The organism is Micromonospora sp. NPDC047521 (assembly GCF_055587305.1).
Map to the genome: position 1 here is coordinate 145,279 of NZ_JBVJGN010000012.1, position 12,654 is coordinate 157,932.

Annotated in this window: 12 protein-coding genes; 5 read left to right on the forward strand and 7 right to left on the reverse strand. The window is 73.3% G+C overall.

What is annotated here, in order from left to right; all coding sequences use genetic code 11:
- Together ACZ6N8_RS24500 and ACZ6N8_RS24505 are read right to left on the reverse strand one after the other, a co-directional pair.
- Positions 1 to 1,143 carry a SigB/SigF/SigG family RNA polymerase sigma factor gene (locus ACZ6N8_RS24500; RefSeq protein WP_466012856.1) on the reverse strand — a complete coding sequence of 381 codons (1,143 nt, stop codon included), beginning with the start codon at positions 1,141 to 1,143 and terminating at the stop codon, positions 1 to 3.
- A 223-nt stretch (positions 1,144 to 1,366) separates the two neighbouring features.
- Complete coding sequence (locus tag ACZ6N8_RS24505) at positions 1,367 to 2,770, reverse strand: hypothetical protein (protein WP_466012901.1); 1,404 nt, start codon at positions 2,768 to 2,770, stop codon at positions 1,367 to 1,369.
- 184 nt (positions 2,771 to 2,954) lie between these two features.
- On the opposite strand from ACZ6N8_RS24505, the gene ACZ6N8_RS24510 reads away from it, so the two are divergent.
- Entirely contained in the window at positions 2,955 to 3,185 is a 231-nt protein-coding gene (locus tag ACZ6N8_RS24510) for a CDGSH iron-sulfur domain-containing protein (protein WP_112587484.1), read from the forward strand.
- 89 nt (positions 3,186 to 3,274) lie between these two features.
- Here ACZ6N8_RS24510 and ACZ6N8_RS24515 read toward each other — a convergent pair whose 3' ends face one another.
- The 3 genes from ACZ6N8_RS24515 to ACZ6N8_RS24525 are packed head-to-tail and all read right to left on the reverse strand — an operon-like array spanning position 3,275 to position 7,302.
- Positions 3,275 to 4,381 carry an iron-containing redox enzyme family protein gene (locus tag ACZ6N8_RS24515; RefSeq protein WP_466012857.1) on the reverse strand — a complete coding sequence of 369 codons (1,107 nt, stop codon included), beginning with the start codon at positions 4,379 to 4,381 and terminating at the stop codon, positions 3,275 to 3,277.
- Between the two features lie 49 nt (positions 4,382 to 4,430).
- A complete protein-coding gene (locus tag ACZ6N8_RS24520) occupies positions 4,431 to 6,185 on the reverse strand; it encodes a thiamine pyrophosphate-binding protein (protein ID WP_466012858.1) in 1,755 nt (584 codons plus the stop codon).
- Positions 6,178 to 7,302 (reverse strand): baeRF2 domain-containing protein, encoded by a 1,125-nt coding sequence (locus ACZ6N8_RS24525; RefSeq protein ID WP_466012859.1) that lies wholly within the window; start codon positions 7,300 to 7,302, stop codon positions 6,178 to 6,180. Before ACZ6N8_RS24525 ends, ACZ6N8_RS24520 begins: the two co-directional genes overlap by 8 nt.
- Before the next feature lie 142 nt (positions 7,303 to 7,444).
- Here ACZ6N8_RS24525 and ACZ6N8_RS24530 point away from each other — a divergent pair, with 142 nt between their 5' ends.
- Together ACZ6N8_RS24530 and ACZ6N8_RS24535 are read left to right on the forward strand one after the other, a co-directional pair.
- Positions 7,445 to 7,993 (forward strand): hypothetical protein, encoded by a 549-nt coding sequence (locus tag ACZ6N8_RS24530; protein WP_357986956.1) that lies wholly within the window; start codon positions 7,445 to 7,447, stop codon positions 7,991 to 7,993.
- Between the two features lie 48 nt (positions 7,994 to 8,041).
- Entirely contained in the window at positions 8,042 to 8,902 is an 861-nt protein-coding gene (locus tag ACZ6N8_RS24535) for an alpha/beta fold hydrolase (protein WP_466012860.1), read from the forward strand.
- Between the two features lie 39 nt (positions 8,903 to 8,941).
- Here ACZ6N8_RS24535 and ACZ6N8_RS24540 read toward each other — a convergent pair whose 3' ends face one another.
- Complete coding sequence (locus tag ACZ6N8_RS24540) at positions 8,942 to 9,280, reverse strand: DUF3817 domain-containing protein (protein WP_466012902.1); 339 nt, start codon at positions 9,278 to 9,280, stop codon at positions 8,942 to 8,944.
- A gap of 153 nt (positions 9,281 to 9,433) precedes the next feature.
- Here ACZ6N8_RS24540 and ACZ6N8_RS24545 point away from each other — a divergent pair, with 153 nt between their 5' ends.
- Both ACZ6N8_RS24545 and ACZ6N8_RS24550 read left to right on the forward strand, forming a co-directional pair.
- Positions 9,434 to 10,912, forward strand: a complete 1,479-nt coding sequence (locus tag ACZ6N8_RS24545; RefSeq protein WP_466012861.1) for a glutamate-cysteine ligase family protein — start codon at positions 9,434 to 9,436, stop codon at positions 10,910 to 10,912.
- 306 nt (positions 10,913 to 11,218) lie between these two features.
- Positions 11,219 to 12,097: a S66 peptidase family protein gene (locus ACZ6N8_RS24550; RefSeq protein ID WP_466012903.1), complete on the forward strand. Its 879-nt coding sequence runs from the start codon at positions 11,219 to 11,221 to the stop codon at positions 12,095 to 12,097.
- A 69-nt stretch (positions 12,098 to 12,166) separates the two neighbouring features.
- On the opposite strand, the gene ACZ6N8_RS24555 is transcribed toward ACZ6N8_RS24550, so the two are convergent.
- A complete protein-coding gene (locus ACZ6N8_RS24555; RefSeq protein WP_357986947.1) occupies positions 12,167 to 12,553 on the reverse strand; it encodes a DUF2267 domain-containing protein in 387 nt (128 codons plus the stop codon).
- Positions 12,554 to 12,654: the final 101 nt, after the last annotated feature.

Sequence of the window (12,654 nt, forward strand, 5' to 3'; positions counted from 1 at the left end):
TCAGTCCCGGGGCGGCGCCAGGCCGGCGGCGGTGAGCGAACGGCGTACCGCAGGCTGGACCCGGGTGAGCCGCAGCGGCACACCGGTACGCTCCGCGGCGTCCCGTCCGGCCATCAGCGCGGCGATCCCGCCGGCGTCGAAGCCGCCCGCGCCGACCAGGTCGACGACCACCTCGCTGGGCTGGCCGGTGACCGCCTCCAGCATGGCCCGGCGCAGCTGGTCCGCGCCGTCGCGGTCGACCTCGCCGCCGACCTCCACCACCACCCGGTCGCCGTTCTGCTTCACCGAGATCCGGGTCTTGCCCGGGTCCGGTTCGGCGGCGCCGTTCTGCCACGGCGGCGGCGCGTCGGCGAGCATCGCCTGACGCAGCCAGGTCAGCGCCCGCGACAGCAGCCGGGACACGTGCATCTGCGAGATGCCGAACCGGGCGGCGATCTCCGCCTGGGTCTGGTTGCCGTAGAAGCGCATGGCCAGGATGCGCCGTTCCCGCCAGGGCAGCCGGTGCAGCAGACCACTGACCGTCACCCGGTCGTCGACCGATTCCAGCGCGTTGTCGGACTCCCCGACCAGGTCGCCGAACTCGGCGGAACTCTCCCCGCCGACCGGCGCGTTGAGCGACGCCGGGCTGTAGCCGGCCGCCGACTCCAGCGCGGCGAGGATCTCCTCCTCCGGCGTCTCCAGCCGGGCCGACAGCTCGGCCACCGTGGGCGCCCGGGACAGCTCACTCGTCAGCGCGGCGGTCGCCTGACCGACCTCGAGGATCAGGTCGCGCAGCCGCCGGGGCACGTGCACACCCCAGGTGCGGTCCCGGAAGTGCCGCTTGATCTCGCCGACGATGGTGATCGCGGCGTACGCGGTGAAGGAGCCCCGTTCCGGGTCGTACCTGTCGACCGCGTTGACCAGCCCCAGGCGGGCCACCTGCTCCAGATCCTCCAGCGGCTCTCCGCGCCCCCGGTAGCGGCGGGCCAGCCGGCCGGCGAACGGCAGCGCGAAGCGGACCAGGTCGTCCCGTGCCTCCTGCCGGCGCTCCGGCGGCAGCCCCTCGATCCGGGCCGCGTACGCCAGCGCCGCCGCGTCGAGGTCTTCCAGACCCCGCTCGGTGGGTGGTGGTGTGGTCGTGGTCGTGCTGGTCTGTCCGAACATCCGCGCCTCCCTCAGGAAGGTCCCCCGCCCGGATCGGGAAACCGGTCGTGCGCGTGGTCGAGCCACGCACCGGGCCGGAAAGTGGGTAAGTGACTGGGATGCCAGCGGGCGACAACGCCGTGCACGCAACGCGATGAAGGCGTCGCAGTCAGCGATGTTCCCGCTCCGTAGGTACTCAATCACGGGACCCCGGGTTCGCGAGGATGTTTCGGCGTCCTCCGTCTCAGGAGACCAGCAACCCCTGGTGGCGGCCGCTGTCGCGGAGCGTGGACAGGGCCTCGGCGGCCCCCAGAGGGGGCGGCGCGGGCAGGTCGTACGGCTGGGAGCGGAGCACCTCGGTGGCCCGGCGGGTGGGCACCGACGTGACCGGGTAGCCCCGGGCGGCGGTGCGGTCCAACGCCCGACGGCGGCGACCGAACCCGGCGACCGCCAGCCACTGCGGCAGGCCGGCCAGGGCGGGCGAACGCACGCCTGGCGGCTCGGGCAGCACGTCCACCGAGGTGAACGCCTCACTGCCGGCCAGCCACCACTCGGCCTCGTCGACGCTGCGCCGGGTGGCGTTCTCGCACCAGTACGGCACCAGCCCCGCCCGCACCACCTGCCACGGATCGAGCAGCCGGCCGCACTCCACCACCAACCGGTCACCGGTCTTGCCGGCGCCCCGCAGCCACCGCCGGTACAGGTCGGCAACCCCCGCGCTGAGCGCCGCCGGACGTGGTACGAGCACCCGGTGCAGCGGGTGCTCGCGGCGGGCCGCCCAGTCCCGCGCGGACAGCTCGAAGCCCGACTCGACGCCGTGCTCGGCGTAACCGGACGGCGCGGACACCTGCGGCGGTTCCCACCGGGTGGCGTCGCCGCCGACGGAGCGCAGCACCTGGCGCAGGGCGTGGCTGTCCGGGTGGAAGTCGACCGGGTCCAGCCCACTGGCCGGGCAGCCGACCTGGAAGCTGTGCCGGGGGCCGTGCTCCAGCACCGGCCAGGTCCGCACGTCACGGACCAGCACGACCGGGGCGCCCGGGGCGAGCCGGTCGGTCAGGAACTGCCCGTACGCGGCCGGTAGGGCCTGCCAGGCGGCGGTCAGCGACACGGTCGCCCCGGTCAGGGATCCCCGGCTGGCCGGACAGTGCACCTGGCGCAGGTGCAGGTCGGGGTTCGCGGCGAGCAGCCGGCTGGCCAGTGCCGCGCCGTGCTCCAGCGCGTCCGCCGGGCGGTCCACCGCGCCGTCGGACCAGTGCGCGGTCATCTCGAAACCGGCCGGGAGCCACGGAACGCCGAGGGCCACCGCGAGGTGTGCCACCGCGCCGTGCGGCGAGCCGATCAGCACGCCGGGGTAGCGCCGCCGGGGGTACTGGTCGACGAACCAGCGGGCCACCCTGGCGGCGTCCACCTCGTCGACCTGGGTGGCGGTGAGGGCGACCCGACCCGCCGCCCGGCTGACGGCGGCCCTGCGGACCGGCTCGGGTGTGCCGGGGAACCGCGACATCGGCCCGGGGTGGCCCAGGTCGGCGCAGTCCGTGCCGTTCAGCGCGCGGGCGGTGGCGGCGACCAGCACCCGGGCGGCGCTGCCCACGGCCACGACCCGGTCGCCGGCCAGACCGGCGCCGTCGGCCGTGAGCCCCTTGCGCACCTTGTGCACCGGCCCCACCTTGCCTCGTTCGCTCACCACGCGGCCCGGCTTCCCGTCCCGATGGGGTTCAAACGGGGCATCACCCTCCCGGCGGCACAATCCGCTGGTCGGTGGGGTGCGCCGGTCATCACCGGCGTTCGGCCCCTCGGGTTTCGGGCCGGCCAGGGCGGGCACTTCCGGGGCCATGCGCACCGACGACACCAGCGAGCCCGCCGCCGCCACGATCACCCCGTACGAGGACGGACCGCTTCTGGTCCGCGGCGACTTCGCCCTCGTCACGCCCGACGGCGAGCGGATCGACGCGCGCCGGGGCACGGTTGCGCTGTGCCGCTGCGGCAAGTCGGCGCTCAAGCCGTTCTGCGACGGCACCCACAAGGCGATCAACTTCCGGGCGGGCACCACCCGCGAGGGGTGACCGTTGGTCGTCGCCGCCGGGTCACACCGCGCAGGGGCGGGGCAGCCCGCACCTGACACGGCGAACCCAGCGTGGTGCGCGCCCCGGGTTCAGACGAGCGCGGTAGGGGCCGGCGGAGCCATCGGGGTCGCCGCCACCAGCGGGACGGTCGGCGGCAGGGTGGGCGGGGTGGACGGCACGGTGGGGCGCAGGGAGCTGCGGCCGGCGGCCCAGCTGTCCAGCAGGTGCGCGGCGAACAGCCGGTCCACCGCGAGACCGGCGGCCGCGCCGAACAGCACGTCCGGCCCCAGGGCCGGTTCGGCGCGGACCAGGCCACCGCACATGTCGTGCGCGGCGATCTGCTCGTGCACCGCGTCGGCCTCGACGTGTTCGTCGTAGAAGCGGGTGGCCACCTCGTCGAAGCCGAGCCGGCGCAACCCGTTGCCGTAGCGGCGGTTGGGCAGCGAAGAGGTCATCTCGAAGGCCGCCAGGTGCCCGAGCACCGCGCCGCGCAGGCGCCGGTGCAGCCCGAACAGCGACATGAGGTTGTTCGTCGCCAACGTCACCGCGGGCACCGCGTCCACGTGGGCGCCGTACCCGGTGTCCAGGCCCAGCCGGTCCAGGGTGCGCCGGAACAGCTCGGAGTGCATCCGGTCCAGCCGGCCGTTGCCGTACTCGTCGGTCTGGATCTCCACGAGGGCGGCCTTGGCCTCGCCACCGAGGCGGGGCAGGGCCCAGCTGTGCGGGTCCGCCTCGCGCAGGTGGTAGACGGAACGGTGCACGACGAACTCGCGGAACTGTGCGAGGTCGGCGCGCCGTTGGAGCGTCGCGGCCAGCGACGGCCCGTCGTCGGCTGCGACCAGCTCGGCCAGCCCGGCGGCCACTCCGGCGGCCGGCACCCGCGGGGAGCCGACCAGCCGGCGCAGCGCCGCCTCGAAGGGCCGTTCGGCGCGGGCACGCAGGCCCAGCAGTGTCGGCTGCCACTCCCAGTCGTCGTCCACGCCCCGCCAGCCCCGGTAGTGCAGCTCGTAGCAGAGGAACAGGGTCAGTTGCAGATCCTCGTCCGTGAGCGGGTCCTCGGGGTCGAGGTCGGCGCCGAGGCTGGCCGGCAGGTCGTGCGGGGCACGCCGCAGGGCATCGGTCACCGCCGCGGACAGCGGACCGCGCGGCTGCGGTAGTGGTGCGGGACCGTAGCGGCGGTCGGCGGGCTCCGGCATGGGACCTCCAGCGTCGTCGGGCCGCTTCTGATGCCCCTGAGCAGGGCCGCTAAACGACATCCTGCGCAGCGACAGTGCGTTCGGTCTGTTCCCGTACCTTCCGCGCCGCCGCCCCGTCGGCGTACAGGCCGCGCAGGTCGGCGAACGCCGGGTCCGGCGGCGCCAGCGACACCGCCGGGTCCACGACCGCCTCCAGTACGCAGGGACGGTCCGCGGCGAGGGCCTCGTCCCAGGCCGCGCCGACCAGTTCGGGCCGGTCCACCCGGACGCCGTGCATCCCGAGCAGCCGGGCCCAGCCGGCGTACGGCACGTCGGGTCGACGTCGGGTCGGATCGTTCGACGGCTGCCGCCCGCCGCCCATGCCGTTCTGGTCCCGGTTGTTGAGCACCAGCACCACAAGTCGAGGGTCGTGCCACCGCTGCCAGTGGTGCGACACGGTGATCAGCTCGGCGAGCCCGTTGAGCTGCATGGCGCCGTCGCCGACAAGCGCGACCACCGGCTGGTCGGGTGCGGCCAGTTTGGCGGCCACCGCGTACGGCAGGGCGCAGCCCATCGAGCCGAGGGTGCCGCACAGTTGCGCGTTGACACCGGGCGGCAGGACGAGGTGCCGGGCGTACCAGTAGAGGACCGAGCCGACGTCGACGGCGACCGCGCCGACGCCCGGCAACCGGCTGGACAGCTCCTGGAGCACCAGTTGCGGGTTGATCGGTTCGGCCGGCGCGGCGGCCCGCTCGGCGGCGTCGGCCCGCCAGCGGTCCACCGAGTTCTCCACTGTGGCGCGCCACTGCGGGTTGGGTCGGTCGGGCACCCGGGCCAGCAACGCCCGCAGGGTCTCGGCGGCGTCGCCGACGAGCGGCACGTCGGCCGGGTAGCGGGTGCCTATGCGCCGCCCGTCGATGTCGATCTGCACCGTACGGGCCTGTCCCGGCATCGGGAGGTAGTCGGTCCACGGGTCGTTGGTGCCGACCAGCAGCAGTGTGTCGCAGCCGCCCATCAGTTCGGCAGCGGCCGGGGTGCCGACCTCCCCCAGCACGCCGGCGTGGAACGGCAGCCGTTCGTCGAGGACCGGCTTGCCCAGCAGCGAGGTGGCCACCCCGGCGCCGAGCCGGTCGGCCAGCTCGACGATCTCCGCGGCCGCGCCCCGTCCGCCCTGGCCCACCAGGATCGCGGTGCGCCGGCCACCGCCGAGCAGCTGCGCGGCGGCCTCCAGATCCACCTCGTGCGGCAGGACCCGGGCCAGCGGTTCACCTGGCGTCGCCGAGATCACCCCGACGGCGCTGGTGTGCAGGTCGGGCACCAGGGCCTCCTGCAACTGCCGGGGCAGCACCACGCAGGTCGGGCTGCGGGTCGCCGCCGCCGTACGGAACGCCTGGTCCAGCAGCCCCGGCACCTCCTGCGGGCTGCGACCGTAGCGGACGAACTGGTTGCACACGTCCGCGAAGAGCCGACTCAGCCCGATCTCCTGGTGGGCGCCACCGAGCGGTCCGGAGATGTCCTCGCCGACGATCGCGACCACCGGTTTGCTGTCCAGCTTGGCGTCGTACAGGCCGTTGAGCAGTTGGACCGCGCTGGGCCCCTGGGTGGCCAGGCACACGCCGATGCCGCCGGTGAACTTGGCGTGCCCGGTCGCCATGAACGAGGCGGTCTCCTCGTGCCGGGCAGGAATGAACGCCGGGTCACCGCCGGTCCGCTCCAACGCCTCCACGAGGGGGGCGATCGCCTCGCCCGGATAGCCGAAAACGCGGGGCACCCGCCAGGCCAGCAGCCGCTGCACCACGAGGTCGGCCACGAACCGCTCAGCCATTGCCGCGCCCGGGAGTGCCGGGGTCGACGTAGCGCAGGACCGCCCCGACGCCGTCGGCGAGTTCGGGCGCCTCGTCCGGGCCCAGCACGGTCAGCGCCGCGTCGGTGCCGACGAGGGCCCGGACCAGCGCCGCGTCGGCGCGTACCCGCTGCGGGTCGGTCACCGACATGGCGGCCAACTGCCCCGGGTCGACGGCGATCTCGGTGGGTTCCGGACCGATCCACAGCTCACCGTTCGCCGACGGGTCGTCCACGATGAGCATGGTGTCCACCTGGTTGCGTTGCAGCGCCGAGACGACCGCGTCGAGGCCGCCGCCGACGTCCTCCTGCACACCGAACTTGTCGAGCGTGGCGGCGATGCGCTGGTCGGCGACCTCCGCGATGGTCTGCACGGTGAGGTCGTCCAGCAGCGTCTGGTCGGCGCCGCCGGCGCGGGAGCCCGCGTCGGTACGCACCATCAGGTCCTGCCAGCGCTCGGGCATCTGCGCGGCGATCACCCCGGTGGCCCGGACGTCGCCGGCCACCACCACGACCTCCGCGCCGACCTTCTCGGCCAGCTCCACGGTCGCCGCGGTGACGTCGCCGGCGTTGTGGTGCCACGCCTCCATGGCGGCCTTCTGGTGGTGCGACTGGGACCAGCCGCCGGGCTGCACCCGCCGCAGCGGGAAGGTCTCCCGGCCGACGACGTGCGCCCGTCGGGGCACTCCGCCGGCGCTGATGGCGACCGCGTCCGCGCCGGTGCGGTCGGCGAGCACCCGGACCCAGGCCACCTGCTCGCCGCGCTGGGCGAGCAGCGGCATCACGTGCGGCAGCGGCCCGTAGTGGGCCAGATCGCGAAGTGGCGGCGCGGACAGGTACTCGGAGAGCACCACCCGGCCGTGACTGGCGAAGACCGCGATTCCGTAGTCCCCGACCATCGGGTCGTGGCCACGGACCACCCGGTCCAACGCGGCGATGCTCGCCTCGTCGGCGCCCTGGTCGGTCAGGCTGCGCTCGAGGGCACGCCAGCGCAGGGCCAGCGCCTCGTGGGCGTCCTCCGTGTCGGCGGAGGCGTCCACGTACACCGAGCACCACGGCCCGGGACGGTCGTAGAGCGGGCGCAGGAAGGACAGCTGCATGCTCGACCCCTTTCCAGCTCGGCCCCCCGCTTACCCTGCTCGCCCGGGATGTCACCTCGCCGCCGTGAGCCCGTGACCAGGTTTCATTCACGTCGTTCAACCGAGGACATCGATACGATAAGTGAACGGACGCGGACTCTCGGTGGTGGAAATGGACAGCGGACTCGATACCCGACGCATCGTGCACCCGACGGAGCGGATCGTCACCGGACGGTTGATCCGCCTGCTGGACGGCTACACCCGGGAGATACGCGTCGGGCAACCGGTGCTGGTGGCCGTACTCGCCGCGGCGGCGATCGCCAGGCTGCCCGCCCTGCTGCTGCGCACGCTGTTCTCCTTCGGCGGGGGCGGCACCCGGCGGCGGTGGAAGGAGCTGAAGCAGGGCCCGGAATACCTGGTGACTCCCGTGCGGCTGCGCAACACCGCAGGTCAGCTGTGCGAGGTGGAGCTGCACGGCCACCTGCCGCAGAGCGCGCTGCACCCGGCGGACCACGTCCAGCTCACCCTGCGCCCGCAACGCGACCCGGATCTGCCGCCGCGCATCGAGCGGATCGTCAACCTCACCACCGGGCAGCTGCTGACCCCGCGTACCGCGACGCTCTGGTCGCACCTCGGCCCGCCGCTGCTGTTGCAGGCGGTGCTGGGCGCGCTGCTGCTCACCGGCATCGTGGCGTGTTCGGCGCTGACCTGACCGGCCCACCGGGTTTCCGGGCCCGCCCCGGCGGGCACCGGCCTCGGCATGTTCCCCGGTTTCACGCTTGAGGAGATCGACGTCGGTCCGGTGCGCCTGCGGGTGCGCCACGGCGGGTCCGGCTCACCGGTCGTGCTGTTGCACGGCCATCCCCGTACCCACGCCACCTGGCACCGTGTCGCGCCGCTGCTCGCCGAGCGGCATACCGTGATCTGCCCGGACCTGCGCGGCTACGGGGGTTCGACGAAGCCGGCGGAGACCGCCGACCATTCCGGGTACGCCAAGCGGGCGATGGCGCGCGACGTGGTCGCGCTGCTCGACAAGCTCGGCCACGAACGGGCCGCGGTGGTCGGTCACGACCGCGGCTCGTACGCGGCGATGCGCACCGCGCTGGACCACCCGGACCGGGTCAGCCGGCTGGGTGTGCTCGACGGGATCCCGATCGGCGTCGCGCTGGACACCTGCGACGCCCGGTTCGCCGCCCGATGGTGGCACTGGTTCTTTCTGGGCCAGACCGACAAGCCGGCGGAACGGGTGATCAACGCGGACCCGGACGCCTGGTACGGCGGCTCCCCCGCGGAGATGGGCGAGGAGGCGTACGCGGACTACTCGCGGGCCATCCACGACCCCGCGACGGTGCACGCCATGTGCGAGGACTACCGCGCCGGCCTGGGGCCGGACCGGGCCGCCGACGACGCGGACCGGGCCGCCGGGCGGAAGATCGGCTGCCCGGTGCTGTTCGTGTGGTCCGAACGCGACGACATGGTGGAGCTGCACGGCGACCCGGTGGCCATCTGGCGGGAGTGGGCCGACGACGTGCGGGCCGCCTCGGTCGACTCGGGTCACCACATGGCCGAGGAGGCGCCGGAGGCCCTCGCCGCCGTACTCGCCGACTTCCTGAGCGACTGAGCGTTCAGCGCGACCGACCGCTCCGCTCAGGCGCGCCGCTCAGCCGACCGGGGCGGGCTCGCGCTCCGGCACACGCTCGGTGCCGAGCATTCCCCGGCGGCGGGCCCAGCGTTCGAAGATCACTGTGGCGAACGGCGGCACCGCGCTGGCCAGCGCCACGAACGTGACCGGCAGGCTCCACCGGCGCAGCCGGGCCACGGCCAGCACCAGCAGGGCGTACGCGACGAACAGGCCGCCGTGGATCGGGCCGAAGATCTTGACGCCCAGCTCGTTGTCCGGCGGGCCGTACTTGACCGCCATCCCGACCAGCAGGGCCAGCCAGGAGCACGCCTCGGCGATCGCCGCCGCGACGAACAGTCGGGTCACCTTCTCGCGCATCCCCACGCCACCACCTCTCGGCCCGCAATGCTATCGGGGCGCTCCGGCTGGGCTATCGGGGCGGGCAGCTGGGTAGGAAGAGACCATCGGGTCTTCCCCCACCCGCCGGGCCGTGCGAGGTTGGGAGGAACCAGCGGTGACAGGGTGGTGACCATGGGCGAGGACGTCGGCGTACGAACCTTCAGTCGGGAGGACCGGGCCCGCTACCGCGAGAAGGTCCGCGTCTGCCTCGACGTCTTCGCCGAGATGCTGCGCGAGTCGCGCTTCGACATCGAGCGGCCGATGACCGGGCTGGAGATCGAGCTGAACCTGGTCGACGACGCCTCGATGCCGGCGATGCGCAACGCGGACGTCCTGGCCGCCGTGTCCGACCCGCTGTTCCAGACCGAGCTGGGCCAGTTCAACGTCGAGATCAACGTGCCGCCGAGGCGGTTGACCGGCACCGGCACCGCGGCCTTCGAGCAGGACGTGCGGGCGAGCCTCAACGCCGCCGAGGAGAAGGCCCGGTCGATCGGCGCGCACATGGTGATGATCGGCATCCTTCCGACGCTGCGCCCGGAGCACCTGACCGCCGAGACGCTCTCCGCGAACCCCAGGTACGCGCTGCTCAACGAGCAGATCTTCGCGGCCCGTGGCGAGGATCTGCCGATCGCGATCAGCGGGGTGGAGCGGCTGGCGGTGACGGCCGACACGATCACCCCGGAGGCGGCCTGCACCAGCACCCAGTTCCACCTCCAGGTCAGCCCGGCGCAGTTCGCCGACTACTGGAACGCCGCCCAGACGATCGCCGGCATCCAGGTCGCGGTCGGCGCGAACTCGCCGCTGCTCTTCGGCCGCGAGCTGTGGCGCGAGACCCGCATCCCGCTGTTCCAGCAGGCCACCGACACCCGGTCGGAAGAGATCAAGGCCCAGGGGGTACGCCCCAGAGTCTGGTTCGGCGAACGGTGGATCACCAACGTGTTCGACCTGTTCGAGGAGAACGTCCGCTACTTCCCGGCGCTGCTGCCGGTCTGCGACCCGGAGGACCCGGCGCAGGCCCTCGCCGCCGGTGAGGTGCCGAACCTCGCGGAACTGCGGCTGCACAACGGCACTGTGTACCGGTGGAACCGCCCGGTGTACGACGTGTCGCGGGGCCGGCCGCACCTGCGGGTGGAGAACCGGGTGCTTCCGGCCGGACCCACAGTGCTGGACACCATCGCCAACGGCGCCTTCTACTTCGGACTGGTGCGCGCCCTTGCCGAGTCGGACCGGCCACTGTGGTCGCAGATGTCGTTCAGCGCCGCGGAGGAGAACTTCACCAGCTGCGCCCGGTACGGCATCGACGCGCAGGTGTTCTGGCCCGGCCTCGGCTACCTGCCGGTGACCGAGCTGGTGCTGCGTCGGCTGCTGCCGATGGCGCATCACGGCCTGGACCGGTGGGGGCTCGACCCGGGTGAACGGGACCGGCTGCTCGGCATCGTCGAGCAGCGCTGCCTGACCGGCCGCAACGGCGCGACCTGGCAGGTGGAGACCCTGCACCGGCTGGAGTCCGCCGACCACCTGGACCGTCCGGCGGCGCTGCGCGAGGTGGTCCGGCACTACGTGGACCTGATGCACAGCAACCGGCCGGTGCACGAGTGGCCGATCCCCTAGGCGCCCGGCGTCCTCTGTGGACCCCCTGACGAATCGAACATCGTCGTAGGCTGTGGCAACTCGGACATCGCTCTGCTGACGATGAAAGGGACGCCTGTGGCCACTTCCGGAACAGACCCCACCCCGACAGATGTTCCCGCGCGAGCACCCCTGTCCCGTCGACACATGCTGCGGATGGGAGCTGCGGCCGGCGGCGCCGCCGTACTCGTCGGCAGCGCCCGGGCCGCGCCCGCCCAGGCCGCTCCCCGTGGCGCGAGGCGCGTCCTGCGGGCACCGGCGCTGGCCCCCGGCGACCGGGTGCGGGTCATGTCGCCCGGCAGCACCCCCGACCCCACCAACATGGCCCGCGGCATCGAGATCCTGCGCAGTTGGGGCCTGAAGGTCGAGCTGGGCAGGCACGTCTTCACCAGGTACGGCTACCTGGCCGGCACCGACGCGGAGCGGCTCGCCGACCTGAACGCCGCGCTCAACGACCCGGGGATCCGTGCCGTCTTCGCCGCTCGGGGCGGTTACGGCACCCAGCGGATCGTGGATCGGATCGACGTCTCCGGTCTCCGCCGGGATCCCCGGGTGGTCGTCGGCTTCAGCGACATCACCAGCATCCACGGCAAGCTGTGGCGTGAGACCGGGCTGGCCACCTTCTACGGTCCGATGGTCAACTGGAACGACAGTCGCACCGGCCCCGAGTCGGCCGAGGCGCTGCGCAGGGCGGTGATGACCACCGCACCCGTCACGATCACCAGGGATCCGGCCGAGACCGCCGCCTCCGTCGTGGTGCCGGGACGGGCGTCGGGGCCGCTGCTCGGCGGCTGCCTGACGTTGATCTCCACGTCGCTCGGTGCGGGAGACGCGCCGGACTTCGACGACGCGATCCTGTTCTTCGAGGACGTGGACGAGGCTCCGTACAGCATCGACATGATGCTCACCGAGTTGCGCCGGGTGGGCGTGCTGCGCAGGGTCGCCGGGGTGGTCATCGGGCAGATCACCAACAGCGTCGGTGAACCAGGCGAATGGGACGCGGCGTCGGTGCTGAAGGACCGCCTGTACGACCTTGGTGTGCCGGTCCTGGGCGGGCTACGGCTGGGGCACGGCGACGGGCAGCTCACCGTTCCCCTCGGCGCGAGGGCCACGATCGACGCCGAAGCCGGGACCCTGACGGTGGAGGCCGGCGTCCGCCCCCGCTGACCGTGCGGCTCGACCGGCGCGCCAGCGGGGACCGACCCGTCATGCGCGCCGGTCGTGGCGTGGCGGTGCTCAGCCGCGTGGGGTAGGCACGCCGAAGAGGTCGATGATGCCGGCGGGCAGCTGGGCGAGCAGGTCGTGCCGCTCGTCGTCGTCGAGCGCCTCGGCGACGGTCCGCAGCACCGCCTGGGCGTGCTGGCGCACCTGGTCCGCGTTCGCGACCTGCTCGCGGTCGCCGACGTGTTTGAGGAACTCGCCGACGTCCCACCGGCGGCCCTGCGGGTTGCGGGTGACGGATCCGTCCAGCGGATCCGGCAGCTGTGCCGCCAGGTGGTCGGCCTCCTGTCCGGCGAGTCGTTCGCCGAGCACCGACAGGACGGCCTGCACGGACCGCACGGCCTCGTTCTCCCCCAGGCCGGCGCGCTGCCGGACCGTGGCGATCATCTGCTCGTACTCCATGATCCGCTCCCTTCCGTCTCCGCGACCGGCGGTCGGCCTGCCAGCGGACGAACAGGACGGGTTCCCCGGCTCCCTGAGCACAAACGGGGTCCCGCGCCGAC